We start from the raw sequence: 21,938 nt of genomic DNA on the forward strand, positions 1-21,938 counted from the left end.
TCCGGTGCGTGCGCGTGGCCCGGCCCCGGGCCCCCATCCCGAACACGGATGAGTACAGCCGATTACTCAACCGGGGTCCGCAGCAAGGCGCTTTACGGAGGTTTGACTCGGCCATTGGTTTCACCGCAGGTCGGCGGCGTAGCCCGGAAGGACCCGGCGCAGGGCGCGCAGCGCGTAGTACGCGCGGGACTTCACGGTACCGGGCGGGATGCCGAGGGTCGCCGCAGCTTCCGCCACACTCGCCCCCTGGAAGTACACGAGCACCAGGACTTCACGGTGCTCGGGAGTGAGTGTCTTCACAGCCTGGCGCACGTCGAGCATCGCGGCCGCCCGCTCGGCGTGGTCGGCGATCACCCGCGCGTTCTCCAGGACCGCGTCACCGACCTCCGCGGGCCGGGCCTGCCGGGCCCGCCGCGCGTCGATCGCGAGCCGTCGGCCCACGGTCAGCAGCCACGGCCGTACGGAGTCGAAGTCGTCGGCGCGCAGGGCCTCGGGGTGCTGCCAGGCACGTACGAGGGTCTCCTGCACGAGGTCCTCGGCGCGCTGCCGGTCGCCGTCACAGAGGCGGAGCAGCAGCGCGAAGAGCGGCCGGCCGTGCTCCCGCTGCAGTGCGGCGAGCTCGTGCTCGGCGGTCGTCCCGTTCGTCCCGTCGGTGAGGGTGGTGGTTCCGGCCGTCATGGCCGTATGGCACCGCAGGGCGCCGCCGGTGGACAGGGCACGCACACGGCTTGTGCGACGGACGGTCGATCGCGTCGGCGAACGGTTCGACGAACGGTCGGCCCACCCCGGGTGTACACGCCGGACGGGCTAATGAGCGTGTCGGAGCCGGGTGGGGCGGTGTGTGACTCCTTACCTATCTGTGTGCTGATTTGTACGTAAATAAGGTCACAGTGGGGTGAACGGATGATCGTACGCAGTCGACAGGTGGCCCTGGTCCTGACGGCCGTCCTCGCCGCGGGTGCGGCCTGCCAGGCCCGCGACCACGAGCCGCGCGGACGCCTGGCCCCGTCCGCGAGAAAGGCCGCCGGCTTCACCCTGGTCGCCTCCGGCGACGTCCTGCCGCACGACTCGGTCATCGCACGGGCGCACTACGACGCGGGCGGCGCCGGGTACGACTTCCGGCCCATGCTCGCCGGTGTCGAACCCGTCGTCTCGCGCGCCGATCTCGCCCTGTGCCACATGGAGACGGTGTACGGCGCGCAAGGCGACTACACCGGCTACCCCGCCTTCAAGTCCCCGCCCGAGGTGGCGAACGGCCTGGCCGCCACCGGCTACGACGGCTGCTCCACGGCCTCCAACCACACCCTGGACGACGGTGCCGCGGGCATCCTGCGCACCCTGGACGCCCTCGACCGCGCCGGCGTGCGCCACGCGGGGTCGGCGCGCACCGAGGAGGAGGCCTTCGACGTCACGATCCTGCGCGCGGGCGGCGCCCGGGTCGCCCACCTGGCCTACACCTACGGCACCAACGGCCTCCCGCTGCCGCAGGGACAGCCCTGGGCCGTCAATCTCATCGACGAGCACCGGATCCTGTCGGACGCGCGCACCGCGCGGCAGGCCGGCGCCGACGTGGTCGTCGTCTCCCTGCACTGGGGCACCGAATGGCAGGACGAGCCCGACCAGCAGCAGCTGACGCTGGCCCGACGGCTCACCGCCGCCCGCACCGGCAGCCGCCCCGCCATCGACCTGATCCTCGGCACCCACGCCCATGTGCCGCAGGCGTACGAGAAGGTCAACGGCACCTGGGTGATCTACGGGATGGGTGACCAGATCGCCGGCGAGATGTTCAACCACCAGGGCGCCCGGGACGCGCGCGGCAACCAGTCCACCCTCGGCCGCTTCACCTTCGCCCCGCCCGCCCGGCCCGGCGGCCGCTGGGAGGTGACCAGAGCCGAGTTCGTCCCGCAGATGTTCGACATCGACGCCGGCCGGGTCGTCAACCTCAACCGCGCCCTCGCCCAGGGCGCCGACCTGCGGGCCGTACGTGACCGGATCCGCGAGGTGGTGCTCAGCCGGGGCGCGGCCAAGGACGGGCTGGTGATGGGGGAGTAACCGGTGGCGGGGGAGCGGCGCCGGCCGGTGCTCGGCACCCCCTGTCACCGCCGAGCCAGCTCCGACCGCCGGTAGGAGTACCCGAAGTAGATCACCAGACCGATCGCGAACCACACGGCGAAGCGCACCCAGGTCTGCCACTGCAGGAAGGTGATCAGCCAGATCGAGAAGACGACACCCAGCGCGGGGACGACCGGCATCCAGGGCGTACGGAAGGTGCGCGGCAGGTCCGGCTGCCGGTAGCGCAGCACGATCACCGCCGTGCACACCACCACGAACGCGAGCAGGATGCCGATGTTGGTGAGCTCGGCCGCCTCACCGATCGGCAGGAATCCGGCGATGGCGGCCGACGCGACGCCGACGATCCAGGTGACGCGGGTCGGGACGTGCCGCGTGGGGTGCGTCTTGGCGAACCAGGCCGGCAGCAGCCCGTCCCGGGACATGCTGAACCACACCCGGGTGACACCCAGCATGAAGGTGAACATGACCGTCAGGATGCCGATGATGGCGCCGACCGCGATCACGTCCGCCAGCCCGCTCAGCCCCACCGACTTGAACGCGGTGGAGAAGCCGCTCTCCTTGTCGATGTTCTTGTAGTCCTGCATGCCGGTCAGCACCAGGCAGGCGGCGACGTACAGGACCATCGAGATCGCCAGCGAGTAGAGGATCGCCTTCGGCATGTGCCGCTGCGCGTCCTTCGACTCCTCGGCCGCCGTCGACATCGCGTCGTAGCCGAAGACCGCGAAGAACACCGTCGCCGCACCCGTGAACGCCCCGCCCACCCCGTAGGGGAAGAACGGGTTGTAGTGCGCCGTGTCGATGTGGAAGACACCGACCGCGATCACCAGCAGCACCACCAGGACCTTGAGCACGACCACGGCCGTCTCGAACCGTGCCGCGTTTCTGATGCCGAGGTTCAGCAGGTACGCGATGAGCAGACACAGCAGTGCCGCGAACAGGTCGACGCGGTGTCCGTCACCGGTGCCGGGAGCTCCCAGCATCCAGGTCGGCAGGTCGGCGCCCATCTCGCCGACCAGGAAGCTGAAGTAGCCGGATATGCCGATCGCGACCACCGCGACGATCGCCGTGTACTCCAGCAGCAGGTCCCAGCCGATGAGCCAGCCCGCGAGCTCGCCGAGCACCGCGTAGCCGTACGTGTAGGCGGACCCCGCCTTCGGGATCAGGCCGGCGAACTCGGCGTACGACAGCGCGGCGGCGGCACTCGCGACGCCGGCGACGAGGAAGGAGACCAGGACCGCAGGGCCCGCCGTACCGTTGGCCACCGTCCCGGCGAGGGTGAAGATGCCCGCGCCGATGATCCCGCCCACGCCGATCGCGGTCAGCTGCCACAGACCGAGCGATCGCTCCAGCCGTGCGCCCTCGCCGGCTTCCGTCTCCTCGATGTGTTCGATGGGTTTGCGGCGGAGAATCCCCTCGCCCGCTCGGAACCCGGCCATGCGCCTCACCTCTTCGCGATCGGCAAACGGCTGATGGCGGATCATGATGGCCCAGGGACACCCTTGACGGAAGACATCGCGCACAGATACGGCGGCCCCCTGCGCGGTCATGGGGCCGCGGTGCGACTCGGGCCGTTCGCCGCCGAGGGACGCGGCTTCAGCACCGCTCGCGGTCGCACTCGTCCACGCCGGGCGCGCCCCCGCATCGGCCCGGGCCCGGCCGTACAGCCGGGCCCACGGCCCGGTGAGCGGCCGAGACCTGGCCAGGCCAAGGGACCGGCTACGGCACCACCGTCACCGGCCACCGCCCCGCCTTCACCAGCCGGACCGCGACCGAGCCGACGATCCGGTGGCCGGCCTGCTCGGAGGCGCCCACCACCACGGCGTCCGCCTTCAGGTCGTCGGCCGCCTTCACCAGGCCGCTGTAGGGGTCGCCGCGGAACGTGTGGAACTCCCAGCGGACGTCGAATATGCCCTTGACCCGCTCGGCGGCCTCCCGGATCTGCGTCACCAGGTCCTCGGCGATCGCGTCGGTCGTCTCGGTCACCGGCACCCCGAGCGCCACCCCCGTCGCCAGCACCGGCTGCACGTACACGACGGCGAGCAGCGCGTGCTGCCGCCGCGCCAGGCCACCGGCGTAGGCGGCCGCCCGGAGCGAGGAGTCGGAGCCGTCCACACCGACCACGATCACCTTCGGCCCGTCCGTGCCCCGTTCGAACCGATGAGCGTGCTGTTCCATCACGTCGGCGAGGCTATCGGAACCCGCAGGACCGCCCCGAGGCGCCGGGGCCCAGGGCCTGTCTTCCGCGACGACGCCGAGCCGATCCGAACGACAGACGCCCAGTGGGGCTGATGCTCCGTGAACAAGGAGAGAACCCGGCGGAAATGGGCACCCGAAGGGCGGGCAGTGCTCCGCCATCACCGCGGGCCTGCCCTTACTGGCGGCGCTTGGCCTCGCCGGAGGGGACGAGGCTGAGCCCGCCTACCCCTCACCGGCTGACGATCCGGGGACGCCGCCGTTCCTCCTGGTGCGCCCCGGCTGACCCTTTTGCCTGGGCCGGTCGGGTGTATTCATGCCGCCGCTTCGGTGTTGCACAGGTGCGTCGTCCGTTCACCGGGCGACTGATGAGTCATGCAGAAGCATCAGATGCTCACGCGGCGCCGGGTGTTGCTCGCCGGTGCCGCCGCTGTCGGGGCGGCCGGGACGGCCGGAGTCCTCGCGGTGGGCGGGGGAGAGGAAGCGGTGCGGCCGGCGGCCCCGGTGCCGGGCGCCCAGGCGCGGCCCGCGCTCAACTCCTCCGCCTACCGCCTCCAGCCGCTGACGGGATACGGCCCGCCGCGCGCCGCTCCCCGCCGGACCCTCGTGCGCCACAAGCCGCTTCTGCGCGTGTCCGGACGTGGCCGCACCATGGTGCTGACCTTCGACGACGGCCCCGACCCCCGCTACACCCCGGCCATCCTGGACACGCTGGCGGAGTACGACGTACGCGCGATGTTCTTCGTGTGCGGCGAGATGGTGGCCGACCACCCGGACCTGCTCACCCGGATGGCCGACGAGGGACACGTGGTCGGCAACCACACCTGGTCCCACCCCCTGCTGACCCGTCTGACGCGCCGGCAGATCCGCCACCAGATGGAACGCACCAGCGATGTCATCGAGGACGCCTACGGCGACCGGCCCCAGTGGTTCCGCGCGCCGTACGGAGCCTGGAACCGCACGGTCTTCCAACTCGGCGCCGAACTCGGCATGGAACCGCTCGCCTGGACGGTCGACACCCTCGACTGGCGAATGCCCGGCACCCGCACCATCGTCAACCGCGTCGAGCACGGCGCCGCCCCCGGTGTCGTGGTCCTCGCACACGACGCCGGGGGCGACCGCTCCCAGAGCGTGAGAGCCCTGCGCACCTATCTCCCGGAACTTCTGGACTCCGGTTACCACGTCACCGTGCCCAGGCGGCACTACGCGTGACGCGCCGGCACCCGCCGGGTCGGGGAACGCTCAGCGGACCTCGACCAGGCGGGCAAAGGCGACGACGTTCCCGGCATAGCCACTCTGCTGGGAGAAACCACCGCCGCAGGTGATGACCCGCAATTCCGGGGCGCCCTTGGAGCCGTAGACACGGTCGCCGGGAAAATTGTCCTTGGCGAAGACTTCGACGCCGTAGATCTCGAACACGGCCGTCTTTCCGTCTCTCCGGGCGACCTCGACCTGGTTTCCCTGCTTCAGGGCCCCGAGTCCGTAGAAAACGGCGGGGCCCTGTGTGTTGTCGACATGGCCGACGACGACGGCGGTGCCCTTTTCACCGGGGGAGACGGCACCCGTGAACCAGCCGGCCAGATTCGGGTCCTCCGGCGGCGGCGCGCCGACCCAGCCGTCGGCGTCCAGACCGACCGGCATGATCGGCGCGTCGACCCGGATCGCGGGGATCCTGACCCGGTCGGGTACGCCGTACGGCAGCGGATCCGGGCTCCTCGCGAAGGCGTCGCCGGACGTGCGGGTGTCCGCCGCGGCCGCCGACGCCGGCTGCGGCGGACCCACGTCGAACTCTCCCGAACCATTCCGAATGAGTGCGAGGCCGGTCAGCAGAACAAGCGCTATCACGCCCCAAGGGGCACGCTTCCTCTGCCGCTCCTCCTCTTCGGCCAGCTCGGACGCGTACATTCGCCATCCCCTCTCGACACAGCCGTCGCCGTGTCATTTCGCGCATACCAGAACGCTAAGCGCCGCGCTCCCGGCCTGCGACGGGGAAGCCTGCGAACGGGTGGCGCCCCAGGCTTTCGGTGCGCCATCCGGGTTGCCCCGGAACGGAATTTTCTGACGGGCTGTGACCTGCGGCGATATCCACTCGCACGGTTTCCCGGGTGAGCCCTCTCACCAGGACGGACCATTCTCGAAATGCGGCTGCGGGCAAGGCAACTGAGGGTCTTTCTGGGAGGCGCTTTCTCGCCGATCGACCGCGGACACGGGTCCCGGGGCGTCTTCCGCGGAGGCTCACATGCGTAACCATCGTGCCCTGGCGGCCGCCGGCGCCGCGGTCGCCGTCCTGGGACTCACCGCCCCGGCGGCCGTGGCCCGCGACGGCATGGCCGTCAACCCGAGCAACATCGTCGCCCTGCCCAGTGTCATCGCCCGCGGCGGCCAGCTGACCATCACGGTCGACGGCTGCCCGCACGGCGGCACCGCGACGTCCGACGCGTTCCGTCCGACGGAGCTCAAGCCCATCCACGGCGCCAACCGGACGGCGCAGGGCACCGCCACGATCGACGAGAACGCCCGCACGGGCCCGCACGACATCACCGTCACCTGCGACGGCAGGAGCTTGACCCGCCCGGCCGCGTTCACCGTCATCGGCGGAGTGCGCGGCGGTATCGGCGGCAGCAGCACCAGCGGCGCGACCCCGACCGACATCGCCATCGGTGGTGGGCTCGTGGCCGCGGCCGCCGTCGGCGGGGGCCTGTTCTGGATGCGCCGCCGGGCCGAGAGGCGGATCTGACCCCCGGCCCCTGCCCCCTCGCACATCACAGAACACGTCGGACGACAGCGCTTCGCCCCGGCTCTCATGAGGAGCCGGGGCGAAGCCCTGTGCAGGACGCGGGCGGTGCCGTCAGCCACCGTCCGCGCGGGTGCCGCGGCGCGAGAGGTGGTACGCCGCACCGACCGAGCCCATGACGAGGGCCAGGCCCAGGCCGATCTCCCGCAGGTCGAAACCGGCGAGGCTGCCGCCCTCACCGGCGTCCACGGCCTTCGGGTAGTCGGTGGGCTCGGCCCTCGTGGGTGCCGCCCCGGAAGCGGACCGGTGCGGGTGGTCGGGCGCGATGGCGAGGTCGACGGTCCGCCAGAAGGTGCCGCAGTGAAAGGTCACCTCGTACATGGCACCCGGTTCGGCGTCCCGGTCGACCACCGCCGTGGCCCAGGTCTGGCCCGTGCGGAGGATGAGCGGATCGAAGACGCCCGACGAGACGGTCACGTACCGGTCGCAGCCGGTCGTGTGCAGGGCCACCGCGCCGCCGGCTACGACGGTCGAGGGGAAGACGGAGACCCGGAACTCGCCGGGCTCGTCGTCCTGTGCGGATGCGGCGGACACGGTCAACGTGAGGGCGGTGGCGGCGCCCAGCAGAGCGGCCGAGGCGACGCGTATCACGCGCATGGTGGGTCCTCCGGGTCCCCGAGGAGCAGCTGCGGACCTGTTCCGCTCGCGCCGGACATGCACCTCGATGACCGAAACGCTAGGAAGGCACACGCGGTGCCGCGATCGCAGTCGGGCGAACGGGGCAAAGGCGTGAGCCGCTCAGGGGACGCCCGGGATCGTGCCGGGGCCGTGGGCGTGGACGGCCCCGGGGCGCGGAGCCCTCAGCCCCTGACGTCAGGGAACAGATGCAGGAACGGGTCCGTCGAAGCCGCGATGCCGTGGCTGTAGGGCATGTCGAAGTCCCAGATCAGGAAGAGCAGGAAGGCGATGAGCGCGGAGAACAACCCGGCGAGGACCAGCTCCCGCGCCGTACGCCGGATCTGCAGCGCGAACACCATTCCGATGGTCACGACGGCCCCCGTGATCAGCCCGAACCACACCACGCCCGGCATGGTGGCCCCGGTCGACTCCGCCCGGGCGCTGCGCGCCTCGTCCGCCGCGGCCACCTGGTCGACGAGCGGCTGGTAGGCCTGGGCCTCGAAGTCCGACCGCGGCTCGTAGTCCGTGACGTCCGCGCGGACGCGGTCGAGGAGTTCGGTGCCGCGCTCGGTGACCCGTCCGTGCTCGGCCATGGTCTTCCACTCGGTGGAGACGACGTGTCCGACATAAGCGTTGACATCGTCCCTGATCCGGTCACGGACGTCGGCCGGATAGACGCGCACGCGCTCCGAGATCTCGTGCAGCGCCACGGCCTCCGCCTGCACGTGGTCGTGGGCGGCGCTGCGCGCCTCCCAGACGCCGGCGATGGCCAGGCCCAGGACGATGGCGTACACCACACCGATCCACATCGTCATGTACTCGATGACGTCCGGGGTCTCGGAGGGGTCCTCGTCGTCGGAGGCCGTGCGGTGCCGTACGAAGGTGATGAGGACCACCACGGCACAGGCGGCCAGCATCGCGAGGGTGAGAACAAGCCATTCCGCCAAGAGGAGCCTCCAGGAGTCAGCGGGGACGCAGAGCGGCGACGGCGACCACCGCGGGCGCCGTGATGAGCAGGACGAAGGTGACCGGTGACGGAGCACTGCCGGACGTCCGCTGATGCGGCTGGGTGCGGTACGGCGGATAGTGCACCGGGGTCGGGGACGGGCGGGGCGTGGGCCTGGGCGACGAGGTCGGAGTCGGCCTGGGTGTGGGTTCGGGACGGGGAGTGGGCTCGGGAGTGGGGGCCGGCCGGGGACGCGGCGCCGCCGGTCGGGGAGCGGGCGGGGGCGGCGCGGGCGGCGGCTCCGGCTTCGCCGTGGGCCTCGGCTGCGGGGACGGGGTCGGCGTGGGGGTCGGCTTGGGGGTCGGCGTGGGTGTGGGGCTCGGTTCCGGCTTCGGCGGAGGGGGTGGCGGCGTCGGCGTGGGTGTCGGAGTCGGTGTGGGTTTCCTGGTCGGCGTGGGCTCGGGGCACGGCGGTGGAGGAGGACAGGTGTCGCTCCCGGCGACCGCCACCGCTTCGGTGCCGCCCGGGCCGGTCGAGGCGTACGCACAGGAGTCGGCCACCGCCACACCGACCGGTGCGCCGACCAGTGCCCAGGTCAGCGCCACTGTGGCCAACAGCCGTCTCGCGAGGGCGGATTGGGTCGAATCGGGTCCATGCACGACGAAGATCATGAACCTTCGCACGCCGGTGCGCCTCCGAGATCCCGGCGGTTACCCCGAAGGAGGGATGGGCGGCGCCGGGGGTTTGCTCGGCCGACGCTCGCATGTCCGCCGATGCGCACGCGCGTGCGGTCCCGGCGGGCGTCTGTCACAGGATCCCGAAAGAAATTTGCCGTGTGGTTGAACACAACGGTGGGCTCCATGCGTACCCAATGTCGTGCGGCGGCGCAGCAGGGCGCTGCAAGTCCCTTGCGATTATATGGAGTTGACGATGAAGACCTCCTGGCGGAGCGCCTCACTCGTGGCGAGCGCTGCGGCGGTGCTGGCGCTGACGACGGCGTGCGGCCAGGAAACGCCTCCGGCGAGCAGCCAGAACGTGGGTGCCACTGCCGCGCCCGGTGACCTCGGCAGCATCGGGAGCGGGGCCGGGAGCGGCCTGGGTGCGTCTCCGAGCGTCGGGCAGAGTTCCGCTCCCCCGGCCGGCGCGGGTGCCGGCACCGACACCGGTACCGCGGGCAAGCTGTCCGTCTCCACGAATGCCGAACTCGGCAAGGTGGTGACCGACAGTGCCGGTCTCACCTTGTACCGCTTCGACCAGGACACCGCGGAACCGCCGAAGACCAACTGCGACGGCGACTGCGCCAAGACCTGGCCGCCGGTGCTCGCGGACGACGCCGCGGCCGGCGAGGGCATCGACGAGGCGCTGCTCGGCGAGGTCACCCGCCCCGACGGCACCAAGCAGCTGACCATCGGCGGCTGGCCCGCGTACCGTTACGCCAAGGACACCAACGCCGGGGACGTCAAGGGCCAGGGCGTGGGCGGCAAGTGGTACGCGCTCGCACCCGACGGCAAGAAGGCCAAGCAGTCCGATCTGCCCGGCCTGTCCACCCGTAACGACCCCAAGCTCGGCGAGATCGTCGTCGACAAGAACGGCATGACGGTCTACCGCTTCATGAAGGACTCCCCCTGGCCGATGAAGACGGCGTGCACCGACGCCTGTCTGGAGAAGTGGCCGGTCGTCGAGCCGGTCGCCGCCGAGGACACCGAGGGCATCGATCTGAAGGGGTCCGGCCCCAGGGGCCAGGGTTACGTCGTCTTCGACCGTCCCGACGGACTGAAGCAGCAGACCATCGACTGTGTGCCGATCTACACCTTCGCCGGTGACAAGAAGCCCGGCGACACCAACGGTCAGGGCGTCGGCGGCACCTGGTACGCCATCTCGCCCGACGGAAAGCCGGTCGGCGCGCCGAAGGAATAGAACAACACCTCCCCAGGGTGCAGCCAACAGCGCGCGACCGACGGGCCGCTCCCTCCGCCTCGCAGGCGGAGGGAGCGGCCCGCTTTTCGGGCGGCACGTGCCGCCGGCAGTGACCGGGAACGGACGGTCAATTTCCGTTTCCGCTCGCTCGTTTGGCGGGCGATCAGTAGCCTCTGCTCGAACACCGGATCGCCTACGCCTTGGAGAGATAGATGGAGCGTCCCGCCTGGGCCCCACGGAGCATCGACATCTCGGTGCCGAGTGTCTCCCGCATCTACGACTACTACCTGGGCGGTTCGCACAACTTCGAGGTCGACCGGGAAGCGGCCCGCAAGGCCATGGAGTTCATGCCGGGGCTCCCCAAGATCATGCAGGCGAACCGGGCGTTCATGCGCCGCGCGGTGCGCTTCGCCGCCGGTGAGGGCATCACCCAGTTCCTGGACATAGGCTCCGGCATCCCGACCTTCGGCAACGTCCACGAGGTGGCCCAGAGGGAGAGACCCGGGGCGCACGTGGTGTACGTCGACCACGACCCGGTCGCCGTCGCGCACAGCCAGGCGGTCCTGGAGGGCAACGACGACGCGGACGTCGTGGCCGCGGACCTCCGCAAGCCCCAGGAGATCCTGAACAGCCCCCAAGTCGAACGGCTGATAGACCTGAATCGGCCAGTGGCGCTGCTTCTCGTTGCCATACTGCATTTCGTGGAAGACGCGGACGACCCGTACGGGGCGGTGGCCGAACTGCGCGACGCGCTCGCGCCCGGCAGCCTGCTCGTGCTCACGCACGCCTCGTACGAGGGAATCCCACTGCCGCCCGAGCGGACGGAGGGTGTGGTGGATGTGTACAAGGACATTCGCAACCCGCTGATCATGCGCTCGCGCGACGAGATCGAGCGGTTCTTCGAGGGGTACGACATGGTGGAACCCGGACTGGTGCCGATGCCGCACTGGCGGCCCGAGACGGCGCCGGAGGACGAGGACCCCTTCGCGTTCTCCGGTTTCGCCGGCGTGGGGCGTACGGCGTGATCGCGGAGCCGGACGGGCCGGAGGACAGACTGCGCCGGTTCGCAACGATCTGGAGCCGGGCCGTGTTCCCGGTGACCTCCACCTCGTCGACGCGGCCCGAGTTCGAGGAGCAACTGCTCCCGCTGGCCCGGACGTTGAGTGAGGCGCTGCGGGCCCGCACCTTCGACGCGGGCGCGGGCAGGGCCGTCGGCGCCGCGCTGGTCGACGCGCACTGCACCGACCCCGAGGCGCTCAGCCGGTCGCTGGACTGCGTCGACGCCTACCTGGTGCTGTACTGCGGCGAGGACGGTGACCAGGAGGACCTGCGGGCGCGCTCCTCGCGGCTGCAGCACGCCATGGCCGCCGGGTTCGCGGCGGCGCTGCGCCGGCGCACCCTGGCCGAGCAGGAGGCCATCGCGCAGGCCGCCCTCAATGCGCAGGGCGTGGTCGCGCAGGCGCTGCACGCGACCGAGGCCCGCTTCCGCGCGGTCTTCGAGGGCGCGGCCATAGGCATCGGCATCGCCGACCTGGAGGGCAACGTCCTGCAGGTCAACGGCGCGCTGCTGCGGATGTTCGGCCTGTCCGAGCAGTCCCTGCGCGGCCGCAACGTCAGGGAGTGGACGCACCCCGACGACGCGCCCCAGACCTGGCGGCTCTACGACGAACTCGTCCGCGGCGAGCGTGAGCACTACCACCTGGAGAAGGCCTTCTGCCGGCCTGACGGAACGGTCCTGTGGACCAACCTGACGGTCTCCCTGCTGCGCGACGCCGACGGCCGGCCCCAGTACCAGCTGGCCCTCATGGAGGACACCACCGAGCGGCGGCTGCTCAACCTGCGGCTGCGTTACGAGGCCACGCACGACGCGCTCACGGGCCTGCCCAACCGCAGCTTCTTCTTCGAACGCCTGGAGAAGGCGCTCGGCGCGGGGGAGGGGCAGCGCTTCGGCCTGTGCTACCTCGACCTGGACGGTTTCAAGACCGTGAACGACAGTCTCGGCCACTCGGCCGGCGACCGGCTGCTCGTCGAGGTCGCCGACCGGCTGCAGTCCTGCGTGACCGCGCCCGGCGAGATGGTCGCCCGGCTGGGCGGCGACGAGTTCGTGGCGCTGACCACCGGCCCCGACACCCGGCGCACGGTCGACGAACTCGCCGCGCGCATCATGAACGCGCTTCTCGCCCCGATCAGCGTGGACGGCCGGGAGCTGACCGTGCGCGGCAGCATAGGCATCGTCGAGGGCCCGGCGGGGGAGCGCAGCCCGGCGGAGGTGCTGCGCAGCGCCGACATCACCATGTACCGGGCCAAGTCGGCGGGCGGCAACCGGTTCGAGCTCGCCGACCCGGAGGCCGACGCCCGCGTCATCACCCGGCACGGGCTGACGACGGCTCTGCCGACGGCGCTGGACCGGGGCGAGTTCTTCATCGAGTACCAGCCGCTGGTCCACCTCGGCGACGGCAGCGTGCGCGGCGCCGAGGCCCTGGTGCGCTGGCTGCATCCGCAGCACGGCGTCCTCGGCCCGGACCGGTTCATCCCGCTCGCCGAGCACACGGGGCTGATCGTTCCGCTGGGCCGCTGGGTGCTGGAGCAGTCGGTTTGCCAGGCGCGCGAGTGGCGGGAGCGGCACGGGGGAGACGCCGCGGGCCCGCTGCGCATCAACGTCAACCTCTCGCCCTGCCAGCTGACCCACCCCGGCCTGGTCCAGGACACCGTCGACATCCTGGAGCGCACGGGCGTCGATCCGGAGGCGCTGTGCCTGGAGGTCACGGAGTCGGCCCTCATCGGCGCCGACGACGACCTGCTGAAACCCCTGCGCCGACTGGCCGAGATGGGTGTCGACATCGCCCTGGACGACTTCGGCACGGGCTACTCGAACCTGGCCAACCTCCGTCGCCTCCCGGTGAGCATCCTCAAGCTGGACCGGTCCTTCACCCAGAGCATGCAGCAGTTCCCGGCCGACCCCGTCGACCTGAAGATCGTCGAGGGGATCGTCTCCCTGGCCCACAGCCTGGACCTCGCGGTGACCGTGGAGGGGGTGGAGACCGGCGCCCAGGCCGAGCAGCTGCGCATACTCGGCTGCGACACCGCCCAGGGCTGGTACTACGCCCGCCCGGGCCCGCCGGAGCGGCTGCACGAACTGGCGCTGGTGGACGCGACGGGCTGAGCGCCGGGGCGGCGGCTGGGCGGGGAACGCCGCACGGCCCCCCACTGGTCATCGAGCGGCCCGCACGGCCGCCCCCGCGGCGGCGACGTCCAGGTCGACGGCGACCTCCTCGCCTTCGTGGCGGCCGCGTTCCGTGATCGCGAGACCGATCAGCGCGAGTTCCGCGGCGCCGTCGCGCAGCGCGTACTGGGTGGGTGTCTCCTCGCCGGGCGCCTCGTGCTCGTCGCGGTTCCACGCGGCCACCGCGGCCTCGGCCAGTGTCCTCGGCAGACGCACCGTGACCCGGCCGGTCTGCGCGGCGACACAGGCACCGATGGCCGCCAGCACGTCCGTGTCGTCCCGGTACCTGGCGTACTGTTCAGCACTCACAGCGCAAGCCTAGGCAGCAAGTGCCCACCCGGCGAAGCGAATATCCGGCCGCCACCCGGCGCGGGAGCGGTCGGCGGCGGCGACGGCTTCCCGACGGTCGCGCAGGCCGAGGTGCCGCGCCACGCGGAGGGGAAGACTCTGCGTGCGGTGCGCCGCTGCCCAGCGCTCGCGCCGCCCGCGGTGGAGCCACGTCGCTGTGGTGGGTGAGGGCGGTTGTCCGGTGCGGGTCGGGTCGGCGGAGTCTGGCCGGTCATCGTTCCAGCAGCATGCGCTGCAACTCTCGCGCCGCCCGCGGTGGAGCCACGTCGCTGCGGTGGGCCAGGGCGATCGTCCGGTGCAGACCGGGTCGGGCCAGCGGAGTCACCCGCAGTCCACGGCCCGATCGCGCCGCCACCATCCGCGGTACGACGGCGACGCCCAGACCGGCCCGCACGAATCCCAGCACGGCGTCCATCTCCCCGCCCTCCACCGCGAAGTCCGGCTCGAACCCTTCCGCGCGGCACGCGGCCACGGTCAGTTCCCGCAGGTCGTAGCCGTGCCGGAACATCACCAGACGCTCCCCTGCCAGATCGGCGACCCGCACGGTCCGCCGCTCGCCGCCGGGCCGGGGTGCCTCCGGTGACGACACCACGACCAGGTCCTCCCGCAGCAGCTCCACGGTGGTCAGCGCCGGGGACGGGGTCGGCAGCGGCAGGACGACCAGCGCCAGGTCGAGGGCGCCGCGCGCCAGTTCCCGTACGAGGTCGTGGGAGCCGCCCTCCTCGATCAGCAGCCGGATGCCGGGATACCGGTCGTGGAAGGCGCGCAGCACGTCCGGCAGCAGGCCCGTGCACAGACTCGGCGTCGCGCCCAGCCGGATCCGGCCCCGGCGCAGCTGCACCAGCTCCTGCACCTCGTGCCGGGCCGTGTCCGCGTCGGCCAGGATGCGCCGGGCCAGCGGCAGCAGCGCCTCGCCCGCGTCGGTGAGCGTGATGTTGCCGCGCGCCCGCAGGAACAGATCCGCCCCCAACTCCCGCTCCAGCGCCTTGATCTGCTGCGACAGCGACGGCTGCGCCACATGCACCAGGTCGGCGGCCCGGGTGAAGTGCCGGGTCTCGGCGACCGCCACGAAGTACTGGAGCTGCTGGAACTGCATGAGGCCAGCATAGGAGATGCCTATCGGAACGAGCCGTACCATGTCTTGGACCGATGAGCACCCGCAGTTCTAGCGTGCTGTGCCATGGCTCTGGCAACGCGGACGGACCGACGGCCGTCCATGGCACGCACCGTGTGGGACAGCACCGTCGGCAAGAAGACCGTGATGGCGGTCAGCGGACTGATCATGCTGCTGTACCTGGTCGTCCACATGATCGGAAACCTGAAGATCTTCTTCGGGGCCGGCGAGTTCGACCACTACGCACACTGGCTGCGCACCATCGGCGAGCCCTTCATGCACTACGAGTGGACGCTGTGGCTCATCCGGGTCGTGCTGGTGGCCGCGGTCGTCGCCCACGCCGTCTCCGCGTACCAGCTCAGCCGCCGTGACCTCAGGGCACGGCCCAGCAAGTACGTCCACAAGAAGCCGCGGGCGAGCTACGCGACGCGCACCATGCGCTGGGGCGGCGTCATCCTCGGCCTGTTCGTCGTCTGGCACATCCTCGATCTGACGACCGGCACCGTGCACCCCGGCTTCCGGCCGGGTCACCCGTACCAGAACGTCGTGGACACCTTCTCCACCTGGTACGGCAACGTCATCTACATCGTCGCGATGCTCGCCCTCGGCCTGCACATCCGGCACGGCTTCTGGAGTGCCGCCCAGACCCTCGGCGTCGGCAGCCGCACCCGCGACCGCGCCCTGAAGACCGTCGCCAACGTCCTCGCGTTGCTGCTCACGGCCGGTTTCATCGCCGTACCCGTGGGCGTCATGACCGGAGTGGTGAGCTGAACATGACCTCGTACAGCGAGTACACGGCCTACACGACCGGTGAGCCGGTCGCCGACACCAAGGCCCCGTCCGGCCCGGTCCACGAGCGCTGGGACAAGCGCCGCTTCGAGGCGAAGCTGGTCAACCCGGCCAACCGGCGCAAGCACACGATCATCGTCGTCGGCACCGGCCTCGCGGGCGGCTCCGCGGGCGCCACGCTCGCCGAGCAGGGCTACCACGTCGTCCAGTTCTGCTACCAGGACTCCCCGCGCCGCGCCCACTCCATCGCCGCGCAAGGAGGCATCAACGCGGCGAAGAACTACCGCAACGACGGTGACTCGGTCCACCGGCTGTTCTACGACACCGTCAAGGGCGGCGACTTCCGGGCGCGCGAGTCGAACGTCCACCGTCTGGCGCAGATCTCGGTGGAGATCATCGACCAGTGCGTGGCGCAGGGCGTGCCCTTCGCGCGGGAGTACGGCGGTCTGCTCGACACCCGGTCCTTCGGCGGCGTCCAGGTGTCACGGACCTTCTACGCCCGCGGCCAGACGGGCCAGCAGCTGCTGCTGGGCGCCTACCAGGCCCTCAGCAGGCAGATCGCCGCCGGGAACATCGAGATGCACCCGCGCACCGAGATGCTCGACCTGATCGTCATCGACGGGCGGGCGCGCGGGATCGTCGCCCGGGACCTGATCACCGGCAGGATCGACACCTACTTCGCGGACGCCGTCGTACTCGCCAGCGGCGGCTACGGCAACGTCTTCTACCTGTCGACCAACGCCATGAACTCCAACGCCACCGCCGTCTGGCGGGCCCACCGGCGCGGCGCCTACTTCGCCAACCCCTGCTTCACACAGATCCATCCGACCTGCATCCCGCGCACCGGCGACCATCAGTCCAAGCTGACGCTGATGAGCGAGTCGCTGCGCAACGACGGCCGGATCTGGGTGCCGAAGGCCCAGGGCGACAACCGGCCGCCGAACGAGATCCCCGAGGACGAGCGCGACTACTACCTGGAGCGCATCTACCCGTCCTTCGGCAACCTGGTGCCGCGTGACATCGCCTCCCGCGCCGCGAAGAACGTCTGCGACGAGGGCAGGGGAGTGGGCCCGGGCGGGCAGGGCGTCTACCTGGACTTCGCCGACGCCATCAAGCGCATGGGGCGCGAGGCCGTCGAGGCCAAGTACGGCAACCTCTTCGACATGTACCAGCGGATCACCGACGAGGATCCGTACGAGGTGCCCATGCGGATCTACCCCGCCGTGCACTACACGATGGGCGGCCTGTGGGTCGACTACGACCTGCAGACCACGATCCCCGGCCTGTTCGCGATCGGCGAGGCCAACTTCTCCGACCACGGCGCCAACCGTCTCGGCGCGTCGGCCCTGATGCAGGGCCTGGCCGACGGCTACTTCGTGCTGCCGGCCACCATCAACGACTACCTCGCCCGTAACCCGCACAAGGACGAGGTCGACGCCGGACACCCGGTCGTGCAGGAGGTGCTGGCCGAGACGGAGGACCGGCTGAACCTGCTGCTGTCCGTCGACGGCGACCGCACCCCGGACTCCTTCCACCGCGAACTCGGCGAGCTGATGTGGGAGTTCTGCGGCATGGCGCGCACCGACAGCGGACTGCGCAAGGCGCTGGAGCGGATTCCGCAGATCCGTGAGGAGTTCTGGCGGCGCATCAAGGTGCCCGGTACCGGTGAGGAGTTCAACCAGTCGCTGGAGAAGGCGAACCGCATCGTCGACTACCTGGAGCTGGCCGAGCTCATGTGCCTCGACGCCCTGCACCGCACCGAGTCCTGCGGCGGTCACTTCCGCGAGGAGTCCCAGACCCCGGACGGCGAGGCCGCCCGCAAGGACGACGAGTTCGCCTACGCGGCCGCCTGGGAGTTCACCGGTACCGGCGAGGCGCCCGTCCTGCACAAGGAAGACCTGGTCTTCGAGTACGTCCACCCCACCCAGCGGAGCTACGCATGAAGCTCACCCTGCGCGTCTGGCGGCAGAAGAACGCCGACGCCGAAGGCGCCATGTCCACATACGAGGTGGACGGCATCTCACCCGACATGTCCTTCCTGGAGATGCTCGACACGCTCAACGAGGAGCTCATCCTCAAGGGCGAGGAACCCGTGGCCTTCGACCACGACTGCCGCGAGGGCATCTGCGGTGCCTGTTCGCTCGTCATCAACGGTGACGCGCACGGACCGGAGCGCACGACGACCTGCCAGCTGCACATGCGGTCCTTCCAGGACGGTGACACGATCGACGTCGAGCCGTGGCGGGCGTCGGCGTTCCCGGTGATCAAGGACCTGGTCGTCGACCGGTCGGCGTTCGACCGGATCATCCAGGCCGGTGGGTACATCACCGCGCCGACCGGCGCCGCTCCGGAAGCGCACGCCACGCCGGTGCCGAAGCCGGACGCCGACTTCGCGTTCGAGCACGCGGAGTGCATCGGGTGCGGGGCGTGTGTGGCGGCGTGTCCCAACGGGGCGGCGATGCTCTTCACCTCGGCCAAGGTCAACCATCTGAATGTGCTGCCGCAGGGGGCGCCCGAGCGGGAGACGCGCGTGCTGGACATGGTGGCGCAGATGGACGAGGAGGGGTTCGGTGGGTGCACGCTGACCGGCGAGTGTGCCACCGCCTGCCCCAAGGGCATTCCGCTGATGTCCATCACCAGCATGAACAAGGAGTGGCTGAGGGCTACGCGGAAGGTCGCCAAGCGATAGCACGGCAGCCCGAGAACGTTCGCCGAAGAGGTGCGGACGGGCGGGGCCGGGAGTGGTGCTCAAGTCCCGGCCCCGCCAGGCACCCCGGCGCGGGGTCGAATTTCGGCCATCTGTAGGGTTCGCGCATGATTTTCGGACGTAAGGGGAGGGAGCGGTTCCTCGACGCCGTCGCCGGCTTCGAGACCGCTGTGCGTGAGCGGAACAGTGGCCGGTCGCTGCGCGGACTCCAGGAGATGTACCGGCGCTTCGACAGGGCGGGGAGCGACGAGGTCGCCCAGGCCGGGCCACGTCTGGCCGCGCTGCTGTCCGAGGTGCCCTCCGGTCCTCGCGGCATGGTCGCCGTCGTGGTGGGCGGGTGCGTGGAGCGGGGCGCGGACGCGGCGCAGTGCGCGCCGCACGTCTTCGACGGGCTCGCCAGGACGCTGGGCGCCGCAGGGGAGTTCTGCGAGCGCTGGGCGGCGACCGGGGGAGGGGAGTTCCCCGATCCGGAGCCGGGCGATCCGACGCCCGACGTCGTCGAGCGGGTGGGAGGGGCCGCGGCCGTGGGCTGGTGGACGCTGCCCCAGTGGGAGATGGCGTCCGTGGCGATGCTGAACCACGCCGCCGTACGTACGACCCTCGGCGACGGGCGGCGCGCTGATCTGCTCGACGCGGCGGCGGCGGTGCGCGAGGCATCCGGCCACGACCTGAAGTGCCTCACCTACGCCCTGCTCGTCCTGGACGACGAACCGCTGGTCGTGCTGCACCGCCCCACCGGCACCGGCTACGCGCTGCGGATGAGCGGCCTCGGCGACAACTTCCAGCTGCACACCCTGCTCGCCGATGTCCTGATCGGCGGCGGTCACGTGCCCGGCCGGGCCCCGTCCGCACAGGAGGCGGCCGTGTGCCGGGACGCTCCGGGGCAGGTACCGACCACCGGTTCCTTCAACCTCGTCACTCCCGGCGGCGAGTGGGTGTGGAACGAGGGAACTCCCGCCGACATCCCGGTCGTCGACGGCGTGCGGCTGCTGGTCCTCGACCCACCGCCGTACGAGCGCGGCTGGCCGGCGGGCCGGTTCTTTCCCCGTATGACGGGCGACCTCCGCCTGGAGCGGGTGCTCGACACGGAGGAGACCCGGCGCCGGCTCGCCCTGTGCAAGCAGCCCGGCTGAGTCGCGGGCCCCCGGCTCGCGCCGTTCAGCAACCCCACATCCGCTCTCCTGGCACTGGTCACGCGCCGGTCAGCCGGCCTCGGAAGAACAGGGGCGGCAGACCGAACCGCTCCCGTATGCCCGTCGCCTCGCCGACCCCCGGCCCGTGCCCAGGAGACAGCCATGACCGGCGTTCTGACCGTCGACCGTCCCCCGCAGCCCTCCGCACCGCCCCGCTACACCGTGACCCTCGCCCGCGACGAGAGCGACGTGCGTGCCGCGCAGCGGCTGCGGCACGACGTCTTCGCCGGGGAGATGGGCGCCCTGCTGTCCACCCCGCAGCCGGGCCACGACATCGACGCCTTCGACGCGTACTGCGACCACCTCCTCGTACGTGAGGAGGCGACCGGGCAGGTCGTCGGCACCTACCGGCTGCTGCCGCCGGAGCGCGCCGCGATCGCCGGGCGACTGTACTCGGACAGCGAATTCGACCTGACCTCCCTCGACGCGATCCGGCCGGAGCTGGTCGAGGTGGGCCGCTCCTGCGTGCACCCCGACCACCGCGACGGCACGGTCATCGGGCTCATCTGGGCCGGCATAGCCCGCTACATGGTCGACCGCGGCCACGAGTGGCTCGCCGGCTGCTGCTCGATCCCGCTCGCCGACGGCGGCGCCCTCGCCTCCGCCACCTGGGACCGGGTCCGGGCGAAGCACCTGGCTCCGGAGGAGTACCGCGTACGACCGTTGCTGCCCTGGCAGCCGTCCGTCCCCGACGCCCCTCGCTCCGAGTCTCACCCGCTCCCGGCCCTGTTGCGCGGCTACCTCCGCCTCGGCGCCTGGGTCTGCGGTGAGCCCGCGCACGACGCGGAATTCGGGGTCGCCGACCTGTACGTGCTGCTGCCGATGAACCGGGTCAACCCCCGCTATCTGCGGCACTTCCTCTCCCTCGTCCCGGCCTGATGAGCATCTGGCTGCCCACCGCGCCCTGCACCCCCGGGGCGTGCGTGGAGCCGGCGCAAGCCGCCGTGGCCGTACCGCGCGCCGTGCTGCGGCTCACGGCGATCGCGGTCCTGCTGTCGGCCGGGATCGCGCTGTCACCGCTCGGCGGGAGGATCCCCGCCGGTCTGGTGCGACGGTGGTGCCGGTGGATCGTGCGGGCCGCGGGGGTCCGGGTCCGCGTGACCGGCGCCGCCGCCTCCACCGGGGGACTGCTCCTGGTCGCCAACCACATCTCCTGGCTGGACATCCCGCTGCTCGCCGCCGTCCGCCCGGCCAGGATGCTGGCCAAGAACGAGATCCGGCAGTGGCCCGTGGCGGGCCCGCTGGCCGCGTACGGCGGCGCCCTGTTCATCGAACGGGACCGCCTGCGCGCCCTCCCGGACACGGTCGCGCACATCGCCCGGGAGCTGCGCGCGGGCGCCGCGGTCGCGGTCTTCCCCGAGGGCAGCACCTGGTGCGGCCGCGCCCAGGGCCCCTTCCGCCGGGCCGTCTTCCAGGCGGCCCTGGACGCGGGGGTGCCGGTGCAACCGGTCCGCATCCGCTACCGAACCGCCGACGGAGCCGCCAGCACGGCCCCCGCCTTCGTCGGCGAGGACAGCCTGCTCGCCTCACTGTGGCGGGTGGCCACCGCACGCGGAATCACCGCCGAGGTGGACGTACGTCCCGTCCTGCCCCCGGGCAGCCACCCCGACCGCCGCTCCCTGGCCCGGGCCGCCGAACGGGCTGCCCTGCCGGGGCCGCATCAGCACCAGGTCCCCACCCCACGCATCCGGCGCCGCCCCGTGCCCGGCCCGCAGGGCCACCGCCTCCACGCGAGCGAAGAGCCGACGCTGAGCGGCCACGTCGCCCGTCGCCGTGATGCGGTCCACGGCGGGCAGGAGGACAGCGGTGTCCCACTCCGGCAGCGGGTGGTGGGCGAGTTCCCAGCGTAGGGACTTGTTGTATGTCCGCGGACGCCGGTCGAGGGCGAAGAGCAGCTCCAGCAGGTGGCTCATGCTGTCGGCGGCGTCAAGCCGGGCAGCGAGCTGTTCGCCGTCCCGGTCGTTCTTCACCGACCGGTAGAGGGAGTCCGCGTAGCACCTCGCGCATCGCTCTCCGGCACCGC

General features: G+C 71.4%; 21 protein-coding genes. 12 read left to right on the forward strand and 9 right to left on the reverse strand.

Annotated elements, in window-relative coordinates; genetic code table 11:
* Nucleotides 1-120: 120 nt before the first annotated feature.
* Nucleotides 121-678, reverse strand: coding sequence for a sigma-70 family RNA polymerase sigma factor (locus NW895_RS27330; protein ID WP_289938796.1), 558 nt, complete (start codon nucleotides 676-678; stop codon nucleotides 121-123).
* 225 nt (nucleotides 679-903) lie between these two features.
* On the opposite strand from NW895_RS27330, the gene NW895_RS27335 reads away from it, so the two are divergent.
* Nucleotides 904-2,052: a CapA family protein gene (locus tag NW895_RS27335; protein WP_289938798.1), complete on the forward strand. Its 1,149-nt coding sequence runs from the start codon at nucleotides 904-906 to the stop codon at nucleotides 2,050-2,052.
* A gap of 44 nt (nucleotides 2,053-2,096) precedes the next feature.
* Here NW895_RS27335 and NW895_RS27340 read toward each other — a convergent pair whose 3' ends face one another.
* Both NW895_RS27340 and NW895_RS27345 read right to left on the reverse strand, forming a co-directional pair.
* Nucleotides 2,097-3,509 (reverse strand): amino acid permease, encoded by a 1,413-nt coding sequence (locus tag NW895_RS27340; protein ID WP_289938799.1) that lies wholly within the window; start codon nucleotides 3,507-3,509, stop codon nucleotides 2,097-2,099.
* 280 nt (nucleotides 3,510-3,789) lie between these two features.
* Complete coding sequence (locus tag NW895_RS27345) at nucleotides 3,790-4,251, reverse strand: universal stress protein (protein ID WP_289938801.1); 462 nt, start codon at nucleotides 4,249-4,251, stop codon at nucleotides 3,790-3,792.
* Nucleotides 4,252-4,641: 390 nt separating this feature from the next.
* Between NW895_RS27345 and NW895_RS27350 the strand changes: the two genes are divergently transcribed.
* Nucleotides 4,642-5,478 carry a polysaccharide deacetylase family protein gene (locus tag NW895_RS27350; RefSeq protein ID WP_289938802.1) on the forward strand — a complete coding sequence of 279 codons (837 nt, stop codon included), beginning with the start codon at nucleotides 4,642-4,644 and terminating at the stop codon, nucleotides 5,476-5,478.
* A gap of 30 nt (nucleotides 5,479-5,508) precedes the next feature.
* Here NW895_RS27350 and NW895_RS27355 read toward each other — a convergent pair whose 3' ends face one another.
* The gene (locus NW895_RS27355) at nucleotides 5,509-6,171 is read right to left on the reverse strand and encodes a class F sortase (RefSeq protein ID WP_289938803.1); all 663 of its coding nucleotides are present in this window, start codon (nucleotides 6,169-6,171) and stop codon (nucleotides 5,509-5,511) included.
* A 334-nt stretch (nucleotides 6,172-6,505) separates the two neighbouring features.
* Between NW895_RS27355 and NW895_RS27360 the strand changes: the two genes are divergently transcribed.
* Entirely contained in the window at nucleotides 6,506-7,003 is a 498-nt protein-coding gene (locus tag NW895_RS27360; RefSeq protein ID WP_289938804.1) for a hypothetical protein, read from the forward strand.
* Nucleotides 7,004-7,114: 111 nt separating this feature from the next.
* On the opposite strand, the gene NW895_RS27365 is transcribed toward NW895_RS27360, so the two are convergent.
* From NW895_RS27365 to NW895_RS27375, 3 genes are all read right to left on the reverse strand, one after another.
* Nucleotides 7,115-7,657 (reverse strand): hypothetical protein, encoded by a 543-nt coding sequence (locus NW895_RS27365; protein ID WP_289938805.1) that lies wholly within the window; start codon nucleotides 7,655-7,657, stop codon nucleotides 7,115-7,117.
* Between the two features lie 203 nt (nucleotides 7,658-7,860).
* Nucleotides 7,861-8,625: a DUF4239 domain-containing protein gene (locus NW895_RS27370; protein WP_289938806.1), complete on the reverse strand. Its 765-nt coding sequence runs from the start codon at nucleotides 8,623-8,625 to the stop codon at nucleotides 7,861-7,863.
* Between the two features lie 16 nt (nucleotides 8,626-8,641).
* Nucleotides 8,642-8,770 carry a hypothetical protein gene (locus NW895_RS27375; RefSeq protein WP_289938808.1) on the reverse strand — a complete coding sequence of 43 codons (129 nt, stop codon included), beginning with the start codon at nucleotides 8,768-8,770 and terminating at the stop codon, nucleotides 8,642-8,644.
* A gap of 784 nt (nucleotides 8,771-9,554) precedes the next feature.
* Here NW895_RS27375 and NW895_RS27380 point away from each other — a divergent pair.
* The 3 genes from NW895_RS27380 to NW895_RS27390 all read left to right on the forward strand — a co-directional run bounded on the left by NW895_RS27380 (nucleotide 9,555) and on the right by NW895_RS27390 (nucleotide 13,704).
* The gene (locus NW895_RS27380) at nucleotides 9,555-10,541 is read left to right on the forward strand and encodes an SCO0930 family lipoprotein (protein WP_289938809.1); all 987 of its coding nucleotides are present in this window, start codon (nucleotides 9,555-9,557) and stop codon (nucleotides 10,539-10,541) included.
* A gap of 212 nt (nucleotides 10,542-10,753) precedes the next feature.
* Nucleotides 10,754-11,566 (forward strand): SAM-dependent methyltransferase, encoded by an 813-nt coding sequence (locus NW895_RS27385; protein WP_289938810.1) that lies wholly within the window; start codon nucleotides 10,754-10,756, stop codon nucleotides 11,564-11,566.
* Nucleotides 11,563-13,704, forward strand: coding sequence for an EAL domain-containing protein (locus NW895_RS27390; protein ID WP_289938811.1), 2,142 nt, complete (start codon nucleotides 11,563-11,565; stop codon nucleotides 13,702-13,704). Before NW895_RS27385 ends, NW895_RS27390 begins: the two co-directional genes overlap by 4 nt.
* 48 nt (nucleotides 13,705-13,752) lie before the next feature.
* Here the strand turns inward: NW895_RS27390 and NW895_RS27395 are convergent, their stop codons facing one another.
* Together NW895_RS27395 and NW895_RS27400 are read right to left on the reverse strand one after the other, a co-directional pair.
* Entirely contained in the window at nucleotides 13,753-14,073 is a 321-nt protein-coding gene (locus NW895_RS27395; protein WP_289939148.1) for a hypothetical protein, read from the reverse strand.
* A 250-nt stretch (nucleotides 14,074-14,323) separates the two neighbouring features.
* Entirely contained in the window at nucleotides 14,324-15,208 is an 885-nt protein-coding gene (locus tag NW895_RS27400; RefSeq protein ID WP_289938812.1) for a LysR substrate-binding domain-containing protein, read from the reverse strand.
* Nucleotides 15,209-15,328: 120 nt separating this feature from the next.
* Between NW895_RS27400 and NW895_RS27405 the strand changes: the two genes are divergently transcribed.
* The 6 genes from NW895_RS27405 (at nucleotide 15,329) to NW895_RS27430 (ending at nucleotide 21,765) form a co-directional block, all read left to right on the forward strand.
* Nucleotides 15,329-15,997, forward strand: coding sequence for a succinate dehydrogenase (locus NW895_RS27405; protein WP_289938813.1), 669 nt, complete (start codon nucleotides 15,329-15,331; stop codon nucleotides 15,995-15,997).
* Between the two features lie 2 nt (nucleotides 15,998-15,999).
* Complete coding sequence (locus NW895_RS27410; protein ID WP_289938814.1) at nucleotides 16,000-17,958, forward strand: fumarate reductase/succinate dehydrogenase flavoprotein subunit; 1,959 nt, start codon at nucleotides 16,000-16,002, stop codon at nucleotides 17,956-17,958.
* Nucleotides 17,955-18,704: a succinate dehydrogenase/fumarate reductase iron-sulfur subunit gene (locus NW895_RS27415; protein WP_289938815.1), complete on the forward strand. Its 750-nt coding sequence runs from the start codon at nucleotides 17,955-17,957 to the stop codon at nucleotides 18,702-18,704. Before NW895_RS27410 ends, NW895_RS27415 begins: the two co-directional genes overlap by 4 nt.
* 125 nt (nucleotides 18,705-18,829) lie before the next feature.
* On the forward strand, nucleotides 18,830-19,855 hold the full coding sequence (locus NW895_RS27420; protein ID WP_289938816.1) for a hypothetical protein: 1,026 nt from the start codon (nucleotides 18,830-18,832) through the stop codon (nucleotides 19,853-19,855).
* 162 nt (nucleotides 19,856-20,017) lie between these two features.
* The gene (locus NW895_RS27425; protein WP_289938817.1) at nucleotides 20,018-20,794 is read left to right on the forward strand and encodes a GNAT family N-acyltransferase; all 777 of its coding nucleotides are present in this window, start codon (nucleotides 20,018-20,020) and stop codon (nucleotides 20,792-20,794) included.
* The gene (locus NW895_RS27430; RefSeq protein WP_289938818.1) at nucleotides 20,794-21,765 is read left to right on the forward strand and encodes a lysophospholipid acyltransferase family protein; all 972 of its coding nucleotides are present in this window, start codon (nucleotides 20,794-20,796) and stop codon (nucleotides 21,763-21,765) included. Before NW895_RS27425 ends, NW895_RS27430 begins: the two co-directional genes overlap by 1 nt.
* Nucleotides 21,766-21,938: the final 173 nt, after the last annotated feature.

Origin of the sequence: Streptomyces sp. S.PNR 29 (assembly GCF_030386795.1) — a bacterium.
Classification (GTDB): Bacteria; Actinomycetota; Actinomycetes; order Streptomycetales; family Streptomycetaceae; genus Streptomyces.

Coding starts and splice junctions, on each gene's coding strand:
- NW895_RS27330 (WP_289938796.1), bottom strand. CDS start 678: ATGACGGCCGGAACCACCACCCTCACCGACGGGACGAACGGGACGACC.
- NW895_RS27335 (WP_289938798.1), top strand. CDS start 904: ATGATCGTACGCAGTCGACAGGTGGCCCTGGTCCTGACGGCCGTCCTC.
- NW895_RS27340 (WP_289938799.1), bottom strand. CDS start 3,509: ATGGCCGGGTTCCGAGCGGGCGAGGGGATTCTCCGCCGCAAACCCATC.
- NW895_RS27350 (WP_289938802.1), top strand. CDS start 4,642: ATGCAGAAGCATCAGATGCTCACGCGGCGCCGGGTGTTGCTCGCCGGT.
- NW895_RS27355 (WP_289938803.1), bottom strand. CDS start 6,171: ATGTACGCGTCCGAGCTGGCCGAAGAGGAGGAGCGGCAGAGGAAGCGT.
- NW895_RS27360 (WP_289938804.1), top strand. CDS start 6,506: ATGCGTAACCATCGTGCCCTGGCGGCCGCCGGCGCCGCGGTCGCCGTC.
- NW895_RS27365 (WP_289938805.1), bottom strand. CDS start 7,657: ATGCGCGTGATACGCGTCGCCTCGGCCGCTCTGCTGGGCGCCGCCACC.
- NW895_RS27380 (WP_289938809.1), top strand. CDS start 9,555: ATGAAGACCTCCTGGCGGAGCGCCTCACTCGTGGCGAGCGCTGCGGCG.
- NW895_RS27385 (WP_289938810.1), top strand. CDS start 10,754: ATGGAGCGTCCCGCCTGGGCCCCACGGAGCATCGACATCTCGGTGCCG.
- NW895_RS27400 (WP_289938812.1), bottom strand. CDS start 15,208: ATGCAGTTCCAGCAGCTCCAGTACTTCGTGGCGGTCGCCGAGACCCGG.
- NW895_RS27405 (WP_289938813.1), top strand. CDS start 15,329: ATGGCACGCACCGTGTGGGACAGCACCGTCGGCAAGAAGACCGTGATG.
- NW895_RS27410 (WP_289938814.1), top strand. CDS start 16,000: ATGACCTCGTACAGCGAGTACACGGCCTACACGACCGGTGAGCCGGTC.
- NW895_RS27415 (WP_289938815.1), top strand. CDS start 17,955: ATGAAGCTCACCCTGCGCGTCTGGCGGCAGAAGAACGCCGACGCCGAA.
- NW895_RS27420 (WP_289938816.1), top strand. CDS start 18,830: ATGATTTTCGGACGTAAGGGGAGGGAGCGGTTCCTCGACGCCGTCGCC.
- NW895_RS27425 (WP_289938817.1), top strand. CDS start 20,018: ATGACCGGCGTTCTGACCGTCGACCGTCCCCCGCAGCCCTCCGCACCG.
- NW895_RS27430 (WP_289938818.1), top strand. CDS start 20,794: ATGAGCATCTGGCTGCCCACCGCGCCCTGCACCCCCGGGGCGTGCGTG.